16 protein-coding genes are annotated in these 15,215 nt (G+C 57.7%); 10 read left to right on the top strand and 6 right to left on the bottom strand.

Going from position 1 to position 15,215, the window contains the following annotated elements:
* Positions 1-113 precede the first annotated feature (113 nt).
* Together RDL66_RS01300 and RDL66_RS01295 are read left to right on the top strand one after the other, a co-directional pair.
* Entirely contained in the window at positions 114-1,859 is a 1,746-nt protein-coding gene (locus RDL66_RS01300) for an ABC transporter ATP-binding protein (protein WP_308534661.1), read from the top strand.
* Complete coding sequence (locus RDL66_RS01295) at positions 1,859-3,715, top strand: ABC transporter ATP-binding protein (protein ID WP_308534660.1); 1,857 nt, start codon at positions 1,859-1,861, stop codon at positions 3,713-3,715. Before RDL66_RS01300 ends, RDL66_RS01295 begins: the two co-directional genes overlap by 1 nt.
* A gap of 52 nt (positions 3,716-3,767) precedes the next feature.
* On the opposite strand, the gene RDL66_RS01290 is transcribed toward RDL66_RS01295, so the two are convergent.
* From RDL66_RS01290 to RDL66_RS01275, 4 genes are all read right to left on the bottom strand, one after another.
* On the bottom strand, positions 3,768-4,445 hold the full coding sequence (locus RDL66_RS01290; RefSeq protein WP_308534659.1) for a histidine phosphatase family protein: 678 nt from the start codon (positions 4,443-4,445) through the stop codon (positions 3,768-3,770).
* A gap of 51 nt (positions 4,446-4,496) precedes the next feature.
* Positions 4,497-5,324 carry an HAD-IB family hydrolase gene (locus RDL66_RS01285; RefSeq protein WP_308534658.1) on the bottom strand — a complete coding sequence of 276 codons (828 nt, stop codon included), beginning with the start codon at positions 5,322-5,324 and terminating at the stop codon, positions 4,497-4,499.
* Between the two features lie 80 nt (positions 5,325-5,404).
* Positions 5,405-5,503, bottom strand: a complete 99-nt coding sequence (locus RDL66_RS01280) for a 30S ribosomal protein bS22 (protein ID WP_003792170.1) — start codon at positions 5,501-5,503, stop codon at positions 5,405-5,407.
* Between the two features lie 117 nt (positions 5,504-5,620).
* Positions 5,621-5,842, bottom strand: a complete 222-nt coding sequence (locus RDL66_RS01275; protein ID WP_297723067.1) for a helix-turn-helix domain-containing protein — start codon at positions 5,840-5,842, stop codon at positions 5,621-5,623.
* A gap of 315 nt (positions 5,843-6,157) precedes the next feature.
* On the opposite strand from RDL66_RS01275, the gene RDL66_RS01270 reads away from it, so the two are divergent.
* On the top strand, positions 6,158-7,528 hold the full coding sequence (locus RDL66_RS01270; RefSeq protein WP_308534656.1) for a potassium transporter TrkG: 1,371 nt from the start codon (positions 6,158-6,160) through the stop codon (positions 7,526-7,528).
* A gap of 20 nt (positions 7,529-7,548) precedes the next feature.
* Positions 7,549-8,724: a DNA mismatch repair protein MutL gene (locus tag RDL66_RS01265; RefSeq protein WP_308534655.1), complete on the top strand. Its 1,176-nt coding sequence runs from the start codon at positions 7,549-7,551 to the stop codon at positions 8,722-8,724.
* Between the two features lie 7 nt (positions 8,725-8,731).
* Here the strand turns inward: RDL66_RS01265 and RDL66_RS01260 are convergent, their stop codons facing one another.
* Positions 8,732-9,394, bottom strand: a complete 663-nt coding sequence (locus RDL66_RS01260) for a TrkA family potassium uptake protein (protein WP_282922304.1) — start codon at positions 9,392-9,394, stop codon at positions 8,732-8,734.
* Positions 9,395-9,562: 168 nt separating this feature from the next.
* Between RDL66_RS01260 and RDL66_RS01255 the strand changes: the two genes are divergently transcribed.
* The 6 genes from RDL66_RS01255 to RDL66_RS01230 all read left to right on the top strand — a co-directional run bounded on the left by RDL66_RS01255 (position 9,563) and on the right by RDL66_RS01230 (position 14,681).
* Entirely contained in the window at positions 9,563-9,706 is a 144-nt protein-coding gene (locus tag RDL66_RS01255; RefSeq protein ID WP_308534654.1) for a hypothetical protein, read from the top strand.
* Complete coding sequence (locus tag RDL66_RS01250; protein WP_299295571.1) at positions 9,690-9,980, top strand: hypothetical protein; 291 nt, start codon at positions 9,690-9,692, stop codon at positions 9,978-9,980. Before RDL66_RS01255 ends, RDL66_RS01250 begins: the two co-directional genes overlap by 17 nt.
* Before the next feature lie 319 nt (positions 9,981-10,299).
* On the top strand, positions 10,300-12,174 hold the full coding sequence (gene dnaK / locus RDL66_RS01245) for a molecular chaperone DnaK (RefSeq protein WP_308534651.1): 1,875 nt from the start codon (positions 10,300-10,302) through the stop codon (positions 12,172-12,174).
* Complete coding sequence (locus RDL66_RS01240) at positions 12,171-12,971, top strand: nucleotide exchange factor GrpE (RefSeq protein ID WP_308534649.1); 801 nt, start codon at positions 12,171-12,173, stop codon at positions 12,969-12,971. Before dnaK ends, RDL66_RS01240 begins: the two co-directional genes overlap by 4 nt.
* A 34-nt stretch (positions 12,972-13,005) precedes the next feature.
* Entirely contained in the window at positions 13,006-14,109 is a 1,104-nt protein-coding gene (locus RDL66_RS01235; protein ID WP_308534647.1) for a J domain-containing protein, read from the top strand.
* An 8-nt stretch (positions 14,110-14,117) separates the two neighbouring features.
* Complete coding sequence (locus RDL66_RS01230; protein WP_308534645.1) at positions 14,118-14,681, top strand: heat shock protein transcriptional repressor HspR; 564 nt, start codon at positions 14,118-14,120, stop codon at positions 14,679-14,681.
* A 129-nt stretch (positions 14,682-14,810) separates the two neighbouring features.
* On the opposite strand, the gene RDL66_RS01225 is transcribed toward RDL66_RS01230, so the two are convergent.
* Positions 14,811-15,092 (bottom strand): Rv0909 family putative TA system antitoxin, encoded by a 282-nt coding sequence (locus tag RDL66_RS01225; protein WP_308534643.1) that lies wholly within the window; start codon positions 15,090-15,092, stop codon positions 14,811-14,813.
* Between the last annotated feature and the right edge of the window lie 123 nt (positions 15,093-15,215).

Below are 15,215 nucleotides of genomic sequence, written 5' to 3'. Positions count from 1 at the left end.
CCTCGGGAAATGTACGCCAGTTTCAGCGAAAAAGCGAAGTTATGCGTCCCTTAAGAATTTGTGCCAAACTGACTACTGGTTTTTAAAATATTTAACTAATCTCGGAGGTCCTGATGCTGTTTAAGCTGTGGCGAGAGCATATGCCGCGGCGTTGGATCTTCCTGGTAATAGTGATTATTGCCCAGGTCGTGCAATGTTTAGCCAGCCTGTGGTTGCCGACTTTGAACGCGGACATCATCAACGACGGCATCGTGGGCGAAAACCTCACCCTGATCTGGAAACTTGGCGGCATCATGCTGGTGGCTACCGTCATTCAGACCCTCGGGATGGTCGTCTCGGCGTATTTCAGCGGTCGAATTGCCATGTGGATTGGTCGCGATGTGCGCCAAAAGGTCTATGACCAGGTATTGACTTTCAGCTCGTCCCAAATGCACCGCTTCGGTTCCGCCTCGCTGATTACCCGTGCCACCAACGACATCAACCAGGTACAAAGCGTGATTCTGATGACTTTCATCATCATGATTCAAGCCCCCATAATGGGCGTGGGTGCGGTCATCATGGCGGTGTCTCTAGACGCCCCGCTGTCCTTGCTGTTCCTGGTGGCGGTGCCGGTGCTGCTGGTCGTGGTGGGCATCTTGATGCACTTCATGTCGCCTTTGTTCAAAGTTCAGCAGGAACGTATCGACGCGGTGGCGGCGCGTATCCGCGAGGCGCTCTCCGGGGTGCGTATCGTGCGGGCTTTTGGCCGCAAAACGTTCATGAACGAACGTTTCGATACCGCTAATCGGGATTTGCGTGATGTCGCTTTGCGCCTGGGTAACCTGTTCGCACTGATGATTCCCGCGGTGCAGCTCATCGTGATGCTCTCCTCGATAGGGGTTATCTGGTTCGGGGCGGGACGCTACTCTTCGGGCCAGATGGAAATAGGGGATATTGTCGCTTTCCTGACCTACCTGATGCAGCTGCTCGGAGCGGTCATGATGGCTTCGTTCATGTTCGTGATGGTGCCTCGTGCCGAGGTGTGTGCCAAACGTCTGACTGAAGTCATCTCGACCCCTCCCGAAATCAGCACGCCCCGCACTCCTGCGGCTTTCCCCGCAGAGCCGTTTACCTTGGCTTTCGAGGGAGTTTCGGTGGGTTTTGCGGGTGCCAGCCGGTCTTTGCTGCAGGACCTGAACTTCCGTATCGAGCCGGGCCAGAGCACCGCCATCATCGGCTCCACCGGCAGCGGCAAAACCTCCCTTTTGCGCCTGATGATGCGGTCCTTGGACCCTACCGCCGGACAGATCACGGTCAACGGAGTGGACTTGCGAGACCTCGACCTGCACCAGTGGCACCGCCACATCGCTTACGTTCCCCAAAACAGTTACCTGTTCTCGGGCACTATTGCCTCCACTGTTTCCGGTTTGGAGCCGACGCAAATCACGGATGAGGTACGTGAGAAGGTCTGGGTGGCGTTGCGTCGGGCACAAGCCGGGGACTTTGTGTCCGCTTTGGACGGCGGCCTGGACGCCGAGGTCAGTGCGGGGGGCAAGAATTTTTCCGGTGGGCAGCGTCAGCGGCTTTCGGTGGCACGAGCCCTGTTCCGGGGCTCTGCGCTGGTGTTTCTCGATGATCCGTTCTCGGCTCTGGATTTTGCTACCGAAGCGAGGCTGCGTGGCGAGCTCAAAAGTTTGGAGGGGCCGGTCAGCCTGATTTTCGTGGCGCAGCGTATAGCTTCGGTGCGTCACGCGGATCAAATCATCGTGTTGGATGAGGGTCGGATGGTGGGTCTGGGGACCCATGAGCAGCTGTTGGCTGACTGCGGAGCCTACCAAGAAATCGTGGAGTCCCAGCTGTCTTTGGAGGAGGTGCCATAATGCCTCCAAATCAGAGACGCTCTGTTCGGCGGGGCCCGCACGGGGCACCCAACCCGCACGATAAGCCCCGCAACGCCCGCGCGGCTTGGCGCCGGCTATTCGTTGAGCTCAAGCCTTTCCTGGGATTAATCGGGCTGGAATTCTTCATGATTCTGGCGGGAACCATCTCGATGAGCCTAGTTCCCGCGATTCTCGGTTTCGCCACGGATAACATTTTGGCCGGAAAAGTGGACCGGCTGGTACAAAACCTTGTGGTGGCGTTGAGCCTCAGTGTGGTCGCCGCAATGTTGGGCTACCTGGGGCAACGTATCAACCGACTGGTGGTGCAGCGTTTGGGCTATCGGCTGCGAAACGCCGCCAACGATAAGGTCAACCGGCTGTCCGTGTCTTACCTGGAGTCTCACGACCGGGGCGACCTGGTGTCTCGCGCCACTAACGATGTCGATAACATCACCCAGACCCTGCAGCAGGTTCTGGGGCGAGCCCTGGATTCGCTCATTTCCATTGTGGCGGTCACGGTGATGATGTTCGTGATTTCCCCGTGGCTGGCGCTACTGACCCTGCTGATTTTGCCCATCGTCGGGGCGGGAGCCGGGTTCATCATGAAGAAGTCCCAGCCCTACTTTAAGCAGCAATGGGACCAAACCGGGGTGGTCTCGACCCTGGTCGAGGAATCCTTCTCCGGGCAACAAATCCTCACCTTGCACGGTTTGGCACCGACCTATTCCCAACGCTTCGCGGGGGAAAATGAGGCGTTCACCCAAGCCAGTTTCAAAGCCCAGTTCATCTCCATGCTGATGCAGCCAATGCTGATATTGGTGTCTAATTTGTCCTTTGTTTTGGTTGCGGTAATCGGTGCCTGGTTTGTGCTGTCCGGCATGATGACCATCGGAGGAGTCCAGGCGTTTATCCAATACTCGCGCAACTTTTCTATGCCGCTGGCTGCGGTCATGCAGATTTTGAACCTGATGCAAAGCGCGCTGGCCAGCGCCGAGCGTCTGTTCGGATTCATTGACGAAACCGATTCCGAAATCGAAACCGATCGGGTGGCCCCGCTCATCTGCGGACCCGACCCCACTTCTGACCGTGGCGAGGGAACGGTCGACTGTGGCGCGGCGCTACAGGACGGTCGCATCGTGTTCGACAACGTGACGTTCTCTTACGTGTCCGGCAAACCCGTCATCCGAGACCTGAACCTGACCGTAGAAAAGGGTCAATCCATCGCTATCGTGGGTCCCACCGGAGCGGGCAAAACCACCCTAGTGAACCTGTTGGAACGCTACGTTGACCCTGATAGCGGCACCATCACCCTGGGCGGCCTCGACATCCGCCGAATTCCCATTGAGCGGCTGCGGGCCGAAATCGGCATGGTGGCGCAAGACCCGTGGCTCATAGACGACACGATTCGCGCCAACATTGCTTTCGGCCAGCCCACGCCCGACCCGACCGCGGTGCAGCTGGCAGCGACTCAATCCGGACTGGACTCCCTGGTGAAAGCCCTGCCGGCCGGATACGACACGTTGATTGACAACGATTCCACGGCACTGTCGGCTGGGGAAAAACAGCTCCTCACCATAGCGCGGGCGTTTTACGCCGACCGGTCCATCCTCATCCTGGACGAGGCGACTTCCGCGGTTGATACCCGCACTGAACTGCAGCTGGCCAAGGCGATGTCGCGGCTGGGCCGCGGCAAGACGACTTTCACCATCGCGCATCGGCTCTCCACGATTCGCGGCGCGGACATTATCCTGGTCATCGACGAGGGCCGCTTGGTGGAATCTGGCAATCATGAACAATTGCTGACCCAACGCGGCGCATACTACCAGCTGTATCACAGCCAGTTTAAGCACGCGTGAGTGGTGCGACCCCGCGAGGACCCACGCTTCAGAAATCGCGCAATTTTGCGAATCAGTGACCGGTATTGACCGCGGCACTGGAACTGCCCGGCGTCACGTCACGGGACTGAGCCACCAGTGATTCCGCTGGTGAGGCATAGTCCAAGCCAATCAAGGTGGCGTTATCGAAATAAAACGAGGTCACGGAGGCCAGGGCACACTCGCGTTTCCGCGGATCGTGAACTAAGGATTTTCCCTCCACAAAACGCCGCAGAGTCCAAATCGGCAACTGGTGGGAAACGACCAGCGATTCCCGGCCTGGGGGAGTCAGGGCTCTCGCGTGAGCGACCGCGCGAAACATGCGTTGGGCGATATCCCGGTAGTGTTCCCCCCAGGACGGCAGCCAGGGTGCCACATACAGCGGCCAGTATCGCGGGTGGGCCAAGGTCAGCGAGGAACGGTGAATCTTTTGCCCGCGCAGCTTGTTGCCCGCCTCGGTCAGACGCGAATCGGTGAAAACGGGCAGCTGGAAAATTTCGGCCGCGGGGGCGGCGCTTTCCCGCGCGCGCTGCAGCGGGGAGGACATAATCATGGCAATATCGCGGTTTTCCTCTGCCAGCCAGCGAGCCGTCAGCGCCGTCATTTCCCGGCCCCGCTCGGTCAGTCCAAAGCCGTCAAGCCGTTCGTACAGCACTCCTTCGGGATTATCGACTTCGCCGTGGCGCATCAGGTGGACGGTGGTCAGGGCCATGGTTCCTCACTTTTCAGGGTTGACGGTCAGCGGTTATCAGATTTTAGGCCGTTAGCGGCGCCAGGGAAACAGGAAATGCAATACCCGCCCCAAGGTGCGCAAAATCCTGCGAATCACGTATCTCCAGAGAACCCGCAGGGTCCACAGGACACCAATCGTGATGGCGGGCAGGTAGCGGCTACGCACCTTGATGGCAATATCCAGGCGGCGGTGCGCGAAATCATAAACCGGCCAGTGCCGACGTTTGGCAATCCGGCGTAACTTCGGTTCAGGATTGACCACGCGGGGGTGTCCGACCAGGTTAAAGAGTTTTTCGTCGGACATGGAGTCGGAATAGGCATAGCACTGTTTCAGGTCATAGTCGTGTTCCCAAGACAGTTCCAGTACCGCTTTGGCTTTCATGGTGCCGTGCATCAGAGACTGCGGCATCTTTCCGGTGTAGCGTCCCCACTCATCGACTTCCACTACCGTGCCCAAAGCCCCGGTCAGGCCCAAGCGGTGCGCCATAGATTGGGCGATTTCTCGGGGGGTGGCGGAAACCAGCCAGACATCGTGCCCGGCATCGAGGTGCTTTTGGATAATGTCCAAGGCTCCTGGAAAAAGCCGTTCCTGCAGGAAACGGTCGTAGAGTTCCTCGCCGACCAGTACCAAATCCGATTCCAGTTTGCCTTCGATAATCTGCAGGGACCGTTTTTTCACCTGCTCGACGCGGTGGATGTTTTCCCCGAAAATGACATAAAGTAAGGCCTGGCGAGCCGCAAACACAAAAAAATCCAGCCCGAAGTAGCCGCGGGAGTATAAGTCCCGGGCCAGGTACCAGGTCGAGGCGCCGCGAATCAAGGTGCCGTCGACATCAAAAAAAGCTGCGATTTTCGCCACGAATCAATCTTACTGAAGTGTTGATGAGACGCCCAGAAAAACGTGCGCGGGCCCGGAGTAAAATCCGAGCCCGCCGACGTCTACTTCTTGTTACGACGCTGATGACGCGTCTTACGAAGCAACTTGCGGTGCTTCTTTTTCGCCATCCGCTTGCGACGCTTCTTAATAACGGAACCCACGCCGACCTCCTAAAATAACTGCTGCCGCCTGTCGCGCAGCAAATAACCCCACAAGTTTACCTTTTTCAGACACCCTAGCCAAAACGAAAGAGCCCAGACTCGCGGTGACGTCACAAACTATTGCGCGACAGCTTCGTCCTCGTTGCCAACCATCCAGTTTTCCAGGTTTGACGCGGAAAGCTCTTCGACCGCCTTCAACGGCACCCGAAACGAACGCTTGACACGAACGGCGGGAAGGTCGCCAGCATGAACCATGCGATAAACAGTCATCTTTGAGACCCTCAACAAATCCGCAACTTCCGCTACGGTGAGGAACCGTGGTGCCTGGTTCTGAGTCATTCCCGTCATCCTAAAATTACCTAGACGCGTTACTGGAGCCACTTTAGTCCCACACTTAACACGCGTTACATACAAAAATATAGCGGCAATTTGCCTCAAAGTGTTAGTTCTCAGCTCACAATTTTCTCTAAACCCAGGAATTTCCTCGAAATTACTCATTTTTGAGGGGCTACTATTCCGGTTTTACCCTGCCAGAGGGTAACGTTGTAACCGAGTTTTCCTCACGTGGATTCCGTCAGGACTCCACCGGGGCAGCGAAAGCTCCGCCAGAAAACCAGCCGGAAAATCTCTGTCGGGAAAAAGGAACGGGCGAACTTGAAGTTTTTTGCGAACCTGCGCGAGAAAAGCGGGAAGTGGTTTGATGATCTCGCCCGCCGCGCCCCCGCTCGCCTGACTCTGGCGGTGTTCCTCTCAATCATCGCCATCCACACCGCAATCTTGTGCCTGCCGATTTCCACCCGCGATCCGAGTCACGCCCGCTTCGTCGACGCGCTGTTTACCAGTACTTCAGCAGTGTGTGTGACCGGTTTGACCGTGGTACCTTCCGACACCTACTGGTCGCCGTTTGGGCTGGTGGTCATCATGCTCGGTGTCGAAATCGGGGGACTCGGGGTCATGACCTTAGCCTCTATGCTGTCCCTGGCTGTTTCGCGCCACATTGGCTTGACCGCCCGCATCCTGGCTGCGGGGGAAAAGAAATCCTCTCTCGGGGAAGTCGGTTCGCTGGGGAAAATGGCTCTCTTGGTGTCGGTTTCGGTTGAATCGGTCATTGCCCTGATGCTTTTTCCCGAGTTCATCCGGCAAGACTACGGTGTCGGCATGTCGGCCTGGTATGCGGTATTCATGGCGGTCAGCGTGTTCAACAACGCCGGCTTCGTCATAGTGCCGGGCGGGGTGGAACAGTTCGTCTCCGACGTCGGCATCATCGGCCCGATGTGTCTGGGGGTTTTCATCGGTGCCATCGGTTTCCCGGTTTCCTTGGACCTAGCCCGCAACTGGCGGCGGCCAAAACACTTGAGTTTGCACTCGAAACTGACCATCACCACCTACCTGGCACTGTCCGTGGTTGGCGGCGGAATCACCGCGGCTATCGAGTGGAACAATCCGCGAACTATGGGAGTCCTGGACCTGCCGGGTAAATTCCTGGCGGCTTTGCTGGGCGCGTTCAACGCGAGGTCACTAGGGATTTCCACGGTTGATGTGGGTTCTATGCACGAGGCGACCTGGTTCGTTTCTTCCATCATGATGTTCATCGGTGGTGGCTCGGCTTCCACCGCCGGTGGCATCAAGGTCACGACTTTCGCGGTGATGGTTCTGGCGATTTTGGCCGAGGTGCGCGGCAATCGTGACATCGAGGCGTTCGGGAGGCGTATCGGTCCCTCAACGGTGCGTCTGGCAGTGGCGGTTGTCGCCATGAGTTCCCTGGTCATAGGCTTGTCTACCGCCATTCTGATGCTGCTGACGGACTTGCCGTTGTCGAAAGCCCTGTTCGAAGTCAACAGCGCGTTTGGTACCGTCGGTCTGTCCACCGGCATCACCGGTTCCTTGCCGGATTCAGGGAAAATTTTGCTCTCCCTGCTGATGTTTACCGGCCGGGTGGGTTCCATGACTTTCGGAGCCGCCCTCGCCATGCGTAACCGCCGTCGGGTGATACGGTTTCCCGAAGAGGCCCCCAGTATTGGATAGGGCATAGCGGGAGTTCAACGATGACGGTAACGAATTGGGCGTTCCCTAACCTGGAGGCGAAGCCGGGGGCGTGGCGCCGATACTGGGTGGTGCTGGTGGCTTTTCCCAATCTGTATCGGGAAATTTTCGCGGGTTCGACTCTGGAAGCGTTTTGCTTGGGAATGGCCGACGACCCTTTGCACCGCAAACTGCTTGACTCCTATATGCGGGCGCGGGCGCGCAAGGAAAAGCACGCCCTCAAAGCGCTGCAAAACGGCACTGATGTGCGCGACATTCCCGGTGCCGACACAGCGATTCAAGCGTTTAAAACCCGGTTCGATGAGCTCAGCCAGGAAAATGCTCAGGGTCTTTCAGAGCAAAAGCTGCCACTGCTGGTCGAACGGCTCTCCTCGGCTGTGTGTGACTACACTTTTTGCGAAGATATGCAGCCGCGGATTGCGGATCGGGTCATCGGGCCGAGCGGTCGAAACAACGCGGACGCCCTAGCCCAGCAGTGGCTGGAGTTTCCCCTGTTAAAGTACCTCAAGCAGCGTTTTCATCCGCGGGCACATCATCTGCGGTTTGATTCTTTGGACGCCGTGACGCTGCACCAGCCCTCCGACCCCAGCGCTGTGCAGCGCCCTCCCGGGCAGCTGCCGCGCTACGGGGCACCTCACGGGGGCACGAATCCCCACACTTTCCCCTTTGTGACGAGTTTCATCGGTCCGGTTCCTCCCATCCCCGATCCGACTTCTGGCTTGCACTTCCCACAAGCGCCGCTGCTCCAGTTCGCCTGTACGCGCGACCTGTTTGACCCGGTGTGGGCAGCCAGTCCAGAACAGGCGCGTGAGATTCCGTTCCACTTTGATCAGATTCCGCCCCTCAGCTTTAACCGGGTCTATCAAGTGAATACTCTGGAAAACTGGCGTGAGCTGGTCAGGCGCTATCCGCTGGAGTTCACCAACCTGGAAGTGCGCCAGGAGTTCCAACGTTTGAGCGGCAAAGACGCGGTGTTTCTGGGGGTCGATTGGGAGCGGGTTCGCCAAGACTACGACGTGGTGTTTTTCGGGTTCACGGCGGTTTTGGACTGCGCCGACGTGGGCGTAGACATCGAGGCGAGTGAGTTAGGTGAGCTGGCGCAATCGTGTTCGGGAGCGCGCCTCACCGCAGTCATGTATAGGGTGGTGCCCGGTTCGACCTATTGGCTGAACCTCTAAAGTTCCCCTAGGGGCGGTTCGCGAAATCTTCGAGCAGTTTTCCGTCGCCCGACACGATAATCAGGTCGTTGGCTGCCACTACGGTGTCCGGCCCGGCGTATTCAAAGTGCTGTCCAGGCGAGATGACACCCAGGATATTGACCCCGTAGCGGCGGCGCACATCGGATTCCAGCAGGGTGAATCCTTGGATCTCTGCCGGGGGGCGCATCTTAACAATCGAGAACCCTTCCCGATCCATCTCTACGTAGTCCAGCATCCTGCCGTCAACCAGGTGCGCGGTACGCCGTCCAGCATCGAATTCGGGGTAAATGACATGGTGGGCACCGATACGACGCAGGATTTTGCCCTGTTCGCGACTGATGGCTTTGGCCCAGATTTGTTCCATCCCCAAATCTACTAAGTTGGCCGTAATCAGCACCGACGCTTCCAAGGCGCCGACCCCCACCACGGTGGACGAAAAATCTTTGGCACCCAGCTGTTCCATCGCGTCCAGGCGGGTCGCGTCCGCTTCCACTACGGGAAAGAGTGGGGAAAACCGCTCGACTTGCGCCGGGTCGCTTTCGACCGCCAGAATTTCGCGGTCCAGTGAATTCAGCGTCATCGCCACCGCGGACCCGAAACGGCCCAAGCCGATTACTAATGTTCCCGAGGACTTTTCCTTTTCAGCCACCCTCAAAGTTTACCTGTTTCATGCCCTCCAGTTGGCTTTCTGGCGGGATTGTGGCGGTTTTCGAGGGATTTTTGACATCGCGCGGCCCAGGCGGGGAATCACCCCGAAACAATCCTTTGTCCTGACAAAGTCCCCCTTTTGAACATTGATTGCCTGCTCAAACCCCCTTTGGCTAGAAAAATCCGTAAAGAACCTAATGAAGTCCAAAACCGGCCGATAGTTACGGTTGTCACCAAGGTCATCGGCAACGGGGTCTTGGAGTCAGAGACTATGACGATCCAAGGATGGGATGAAAATGAGCGAGCAACTTAGCGGTTCAGACAAGCTGCAGACACCTCAGATGTTTGCGGTGGCTGTGGCCTCCACGGCTGGCCGCAGCGCCTACGATAACGTTCCTGTTTTTCCCAAGGTTGTCGCTCCCAGCAACGTGAATCGGGCCGATGGCGACGCGCGGGCTTTCAAGTCTGGCACGCTGGCTGACGCGGTAAACAAGCTGGTGGGTCGTCCCTCCTTCAACGTTCCCGCTTCGGGAATCGTGGGGATTCTCAGTTCCCGCACGGTGGCTAACCAGGGCTTTGCCGCCTAGTCTGCGGGGTTTGGACAACATTCTTTTTTCTTCATGATGTTCTCCTTTGGGGCAAGGCGTCCGGAGTTTTTCCGGGCGCTTTGCCCTTTCTGGATTTGAGTTCACAAGGGCGTTTCATCGTTTTTCGTTTTGGCCGGAGTTTTCCGGGAATAAAACTGCCCTTTGAGAAGTTGAGTTAAATAGACTCAAGTTTTACAGTTTCGGGTAGACAACGAAAATCACCTGAGCTAAACTTGAGTCTTTAGAACTCAAGATTCCTATTCTTGGGTTTGAAATGTAAAGAATACGAACACACACAACGAAAAAGGGGAGAAACACAATGGCAAAAGCAGTAGGCATCGACTTAGGAACCACAAACTCGGCTCTGGCGGTTTTGGAAGGTGGTGAACCCACGATTATCGCCAACGCAGAAGGGATGCGCACCACGCCTTCCGTGGTGGCGTTCTCAAAGACGGGCGAAGTCCTGGTGGGAGAGGTCGCCAAGCGTCAGGCGGTCACGAACGTAGACCGCACCATATCATCTGTGAAACGTCACATGGGCACCGACTGGAAGGTTGCCATCGACGACAAGGAATACACTCCGCAGGAAATCTCGGCTCGTATCCTGGGCAAACTCAAGCAGGACGCCGAAGCCTACCTCGGTGAGAGCGTGGATTCCGCGGTCATCACCGTTCCGGCATACTTCAATGACTCGCAGCGCACCGCGACCCAGGAAGCTGGCCAGATTGCGGGCTTAAAGGTGCTGCGTATCATCAACGAGCCGACCGCCGCGGCGCTGGCTTACGGCCTGGAAAAGGGCCGGGAGGACGAGCTAATCCTGGTATTCGACCTGGGCGGCGGTACGTTCGACGTGTCCCTGCTGGAAGTCGGCAAGGACGATGACGGGTTTTCCACCATTCAGGTGCGCGCCACCAATGGTGATAACAAACTGGGCGGTGACGACTGGGATCAGCGCATCGTAGATTGGCTGGTTGACCAGGTTAAGACTAAGGACGGCGTGGATTTGTCCAAGGATAAAATCGCGTTGCAGCGTCTGCGTGACGCCGCTGAGCAGGCCAAGAAAGAACTGTCCAGCGCGATGAGCACGAACATCAACCTGCAGTACCTGTCTATGAGCGAAAACGGCCCGATTCACCTCGACGAAAAACTCACGCGAGCCAAGTTTGAGGAAATGACGGAAGACCTGCTCAATCGCTGCAAGACTCCGTTCAACGCGGTCATCAAAGACGCCGGCATTAAGCTCAGCGAAATCGACCACGTGGTGATGGTTGGCGGTTCCACCCGGATGCCTGCCGTAACCGAGTTGGTCAAGGAGCTGACCGGGGGTCGTGAGCCGAATAAGGGCGTGAACCCCGACGAGGTCGTGGCGGTGGGAGCTGCACTCCAGGCGGGCGTGATTGAAGGCGACCGCAAGGACGTTCTGCTCATCGACGTGACCCCCTTGAGCTTGGGTATCGAAACCAAGGGCGGCATTATGACCCCGCTGATTGAGCGCAACACGGCTATTCCGACCAAGCACTCCGAGGTCTTTTCGACCGCTGAGGACAATCAGCCTTCCGTGCTGATTCAGGTCTACCAAGGGGAACGTCAGTTCGCCCGCGACAACAAGCCGCTGGGTACTTTTGAACTTACCGGGATTGCTCCCGCGCCGCGCGGACTGCCGCAAATCGAGGTCACCTTCGACATTGACGCCAACGGTATCGTGCACGTCTCGGCAAAGGATCGCGGCACCGGTCAGGAGCAGTCCATGACCATTACCGGTGGATCGTCCCTTCCGAAGGACGAAATCGACCGCATGATTAAGGAAGCCGAAGCTCACGCTGCCGAAGATAAGCAGCGCCGTGACGAGGCCGAGGTGCGCAACGGCGCTGAACAGGCCGTTTACCGCATTGAGAAACTGCTGAAGGACAACGCTGAAAAGCTGCCTGAAGACGTGGTGGCTCCGGTGAAGGAATCTTTGGAACACCTTAAGAAGGCCAACGAAGGTGAGGACATCGAGGCTATCAAGTCGGCGATGAGCGAACTGGAAGAAAAGGCCCAGGCCATCGGTCAGGCTCTCTACGCCCACGCGCAGGAAAGCGAATCGGCGCCGACGGACGGAGCCTCGGGTGACACCAACACCGCCTCCAGCGATGATGACGACGTGATTGACGCCGAAGTCATCGATGAAGACGATGAGGGTGGTAACAAGTGAGCGAAGACAAACACAGCCAAGAAGCCCGCAAGGCGTACGCCGAAGCTCAAAAAGATTTCGATAAAGCCGCTGCTCACGAGGCTGAAAAGGCCAGCGAGGCACAGAATTCTGCTGAGACTGAGGCCAAAGCCAAGTCGGGCTCCAAGAAAGGCAAGAAAGCGAAATCCGCGGCGGGTCATTCCGCACCAGGCCACGCTTCCCCCGGTGACTCTGCTGGTCACGAGGCCGGGGGGGCGGCTCAGGCGGGCGACAAACCCGCCTCGGGCGAAGCGGATGAACTGACCACCGAGTTGGCACAGGCACAAGAGGACCGTATCGCGGCTATGAACCAGGAACTGGATCAGGCCAAGGACGACTTGGCGCGGGCGCGGGCGGATCTGTATAACCTCCAACAGGAGTACAGCAACTACGCCAAACGTACCAAGGCGGAAATCCCCCAGCAGCAGGAAGCGGGGGTTGCCTCGGTGGTCGATGCCCTGATGGGTGTGTTGGACGATATCGATTTGGCTCGCCAGCACGGAGATCTGGAAGGTCCGTTCGGCGCGGTGGCGACGAAATTGGAATCCACTTTACAGACCCGGTTTAAAGTCAAGCGCTACGGAAAGGTCGGGGACACTTTCAACCCGCATCTGCACCAGGCCATTCAAATGGCTCCGGGCTCAGACGACGACGGGGAACACATCATCGACGCGGTGGCGCAGCCGGGCTACCTGATGGGAGAACGGGTCCTGCGTGCTGCCATGGTGGTGGTGGGAGTAGAGAAAAATCCCTCTACCGACCAACCTTCTGAGGCGTAAATCGTGAACAAAGAAAATGGAAAGGGGGTAAGCGATGGGCACCAATGATTGGATTGATAAGGATTATTACGCAGTCCTGGGAGTATCGAAGGGCGTGACGGATAAAGACCTGAAAAAGGCCTATCGCAAGCTCGCGCGTCAATATCACCCAGACCAGAATCCCGGCGATAAAGCTGCGGAGGAAAAGTTTAAAGAAATCGGTGAGGCTTACTCGGTTCTCTCCGATTCCGAACAGCGTCAGAAGTACGATGCCTTGCGGGCTATGGCCTCTGGCGGTCCCCGGTTTCGGGCCGGAGGTTCCCGCCACGGTTCCGCCTCAGATTTTGAGGACGTGTTTTCGGCGATGTTTTCCGGCGGATACGGCGGGGGCGGTACCACTTATGGTGGCGCAACCGGGCCGGATTTGAGCGATATCCTCAACACGTTTACCCGCTATGCGGATAGTGCTGACGGAACGGGTCCGGGTGCGTCCTATACTGGCTTTGGTCAGGGTTTTTCCGGTTATCCGGGAGGAGCCCGGCCCACGGCTGAGCCAGGTTATGGTGCCGGGGCGCCCAATGCGGGGGCACGTAAGTTCGCATTCCGCGCCCAAGACGGCGCTGACCTTACGGCTTCCACGAAGCTGACCTTTAAACAGGCATATAACGGCGCCACCATCCGGCTCAAGCTGCACGGTGATGTCATTAGCGTGCGGATCCCTCCGGGGGTCCGGGATGGACAAAAGATTCGGCTGAAAGGCAAGGGCAAGCCGGGCGTCAACGGTGGTAAACCGGGGAACCTGGTGGTGACCTGCAGCGTTTCCCCGCATCCTTTCCTGCAGTTGGACGGGACGGATTTGCTGTTTACCCTGCCGATTACCTTTGCGGAGGCCGTCAACGGGGCACTCATTGAAGTGCCGCTGCCGGACGGCACGACCGTCAAAGTTAATGTACCGAGCGGTACACAATCTGGTGAGGAAATCCGTATTCCCGGATATGGCCTGCACACGAAGAAAGGCCGGGGGAGTCTGCGCCTGACGGTGCAGGTAGCCGTCCCCCAGAAGCTCTCCAGGGCTGCCAAGAAAGCCGTTGATGATTTCGCGGCGGCGACCAGCAGCGCTGATCCGCGTGCCGAGTTGGATCGGAAGGTCGCGCTCTAGGAGGTGTCATGAGCCTAATCGATGAGATGAACGCGGCTCTGTCGCTGCTGTACTCCAACAATCGGCGACTGGTCGAAACGATTCTGGCCAAAGAATTCGGCGGGGCTCAGGGCGCTGGAGGGCTCAGCGAGGTCGAGGCTCAGCAGGTTTGGGCCAAGCCCCGATTTCGGGTATCTCAGGCCGCCGAACTGATGAGCATCCACCCCCAGACCCTGCGGCAATACGACCGAATGGGTCTGGTGGTGCCGGGGCGCACCGGCGGGGGCGGACGGCGCTATTCTCTGCGGGACTTGGCGCGGCTGCACCAGGTGCAAAGCCTGTCTCAAGGGGAGGGCGTGAACCTGGAGGGGATTCGGCGCATCATGGCTCTGCAGCGCCGCGTGGACGAACTCGAAGCGGAAAACGCGGCGCTCACTCTGGCGGCGAACCGGCAAAACCGGGTCTTTGCCGCCTCCTCCAGCGGTGAAGTCACCAAACTGAACCGCGGGCAGCGTCCCGAAAAAACCCAATCGCTGGGTTTCCCCCTGGGGATGTCTTCCCAGTCCGGTGCCCTGGTGGTGTGGGGTCAATAGGGTGTGGGGGTGCATGGTGTTGCTTGGTGGACCCACACTTTCGGTTAAATACCGCGGGGACGCTGGTATTCCCAGCGTCCCCCGGAAAAATCCGCTTAATCAGGGATTACGAAGCCATCATTCGATGTCTTACTTATCGCCCAGCTTGTCGTCAGCGGCATCTCGGGCAGCGTCAATCTTGTCCTTGAACTTGCCGCCGGTCACCTTATTGGCAGCGCCGGCAACGTCGTCCAAAACCTTGTCGGTCTTGTCCTCGGAAGTCACCGCGTCCTTGGCGGAGTCCACCGCATCTTTGGCCTTATCGCCCAAATCCTTGGCGGCATCCTTAGCCTTGTCGCCCAAATCCTCAGCAATACCCTTGGCCTTGTCTCCCAAATCCTTAGCTTTACCAGCCAAATCTTCCAAACCCATGAAAACTCCTTCGTACTCGAAAAGTGAAATTGGTAATTCCTTTCTATCAGACATCACCGGAGAGCGGCGGGGAATTTACCAAATTACGCAGAGAGTGAAAACCCAGATTTTACTTAACTATCG

This window comes from uncultured Mobiluncus sp. (genome assembly GCF_902488535.1).
Lineage (GTDB): Bacteria > Actinomycetota > Actinomycetes > Actinomycetales > Actinomycetaceae > Mobiluncus.
This window is presented reverse-complemented; position numbering and strand designations above follow the sequence as displayed.

What these genes read in the sequence shown, in the direction of transcription:
- RDL66_RS01295 (WP_308534660.1), top strand. Translation starts at nt 1,859, where the DNA reads ATGCCTCCAAATCAGAGACGCTCTGTTCGGCGGGGCCCGCACGGGGCA.
- RDL66_RS01235 (WP_308534647.1), top strand. Translation starts at nt 13,006, where the DNA reads ATGGGCACCAATGATTGGATTGATAAGGATTATTACGCAGTCCTGGGA.
- RDL66_RS01230 (WP_308534645.1), top strand. Translation starts at nt 14,118, where the DNA reads ATGAGCCTAATCGATGAGATGAACGCGGCTCTGTCGCTGCTGTACTCC.
- RDL66_RS01275 (WP_297723067.1), bottom strand. Translation starts at nt 5,842, where the DNA reads ATGACTCAGAACCAGGCACCACGGTTCCTCACCGTAGCGGAAGTTGCG.
- RDL66_RS01265 (WP_308534655.1), top strand. Translation starts at nt 7,549, where the DNA reads ATGACGGTAACGAATTGGGCGTTCCCTAACCTGGAGGCGAAGCCGGGG.
- RDL66_RS01225 (WP_308534643.1), bottom strand. Translation starts at nt 15,092, where the DNA reads ATGGGTTTGGAAGATTTGGCTGGTAAAGCTAAGGATTTGGGAGACAAG.
- RDL66_RS01300 (WP_308534661.1), top strand. Translation starts at nt 114, where the DNA reads ATGCTGTTTAAGCTGTGGCGAGAGCATATGCCGCGGCGTTGGATCTTC.
- RDL66_RS01290 (WP_308534659.1), bottom strand. Translation starts at nt 4,445, where the DNA reads ATGGCCCTGACCACCGTCCACCTGATGCGCCACGGCGAAGTCGATAAT.
- RDL66_RS01250 (WP_299295571.1), top strand. Translation starts at nt 9,690, where the DNA reads ATGAGCGAGCAACTTAGCGGTTCAGACAAGCTGCAGACACCTCAGATG.
- dnaK (WP_308534651.1), top strand. Translation starts at nt 10,300, where the DNA reads ATGGCAAAAGCAGTAGGCATCGACTTAGGAACCACAAACTCGGCTCTG.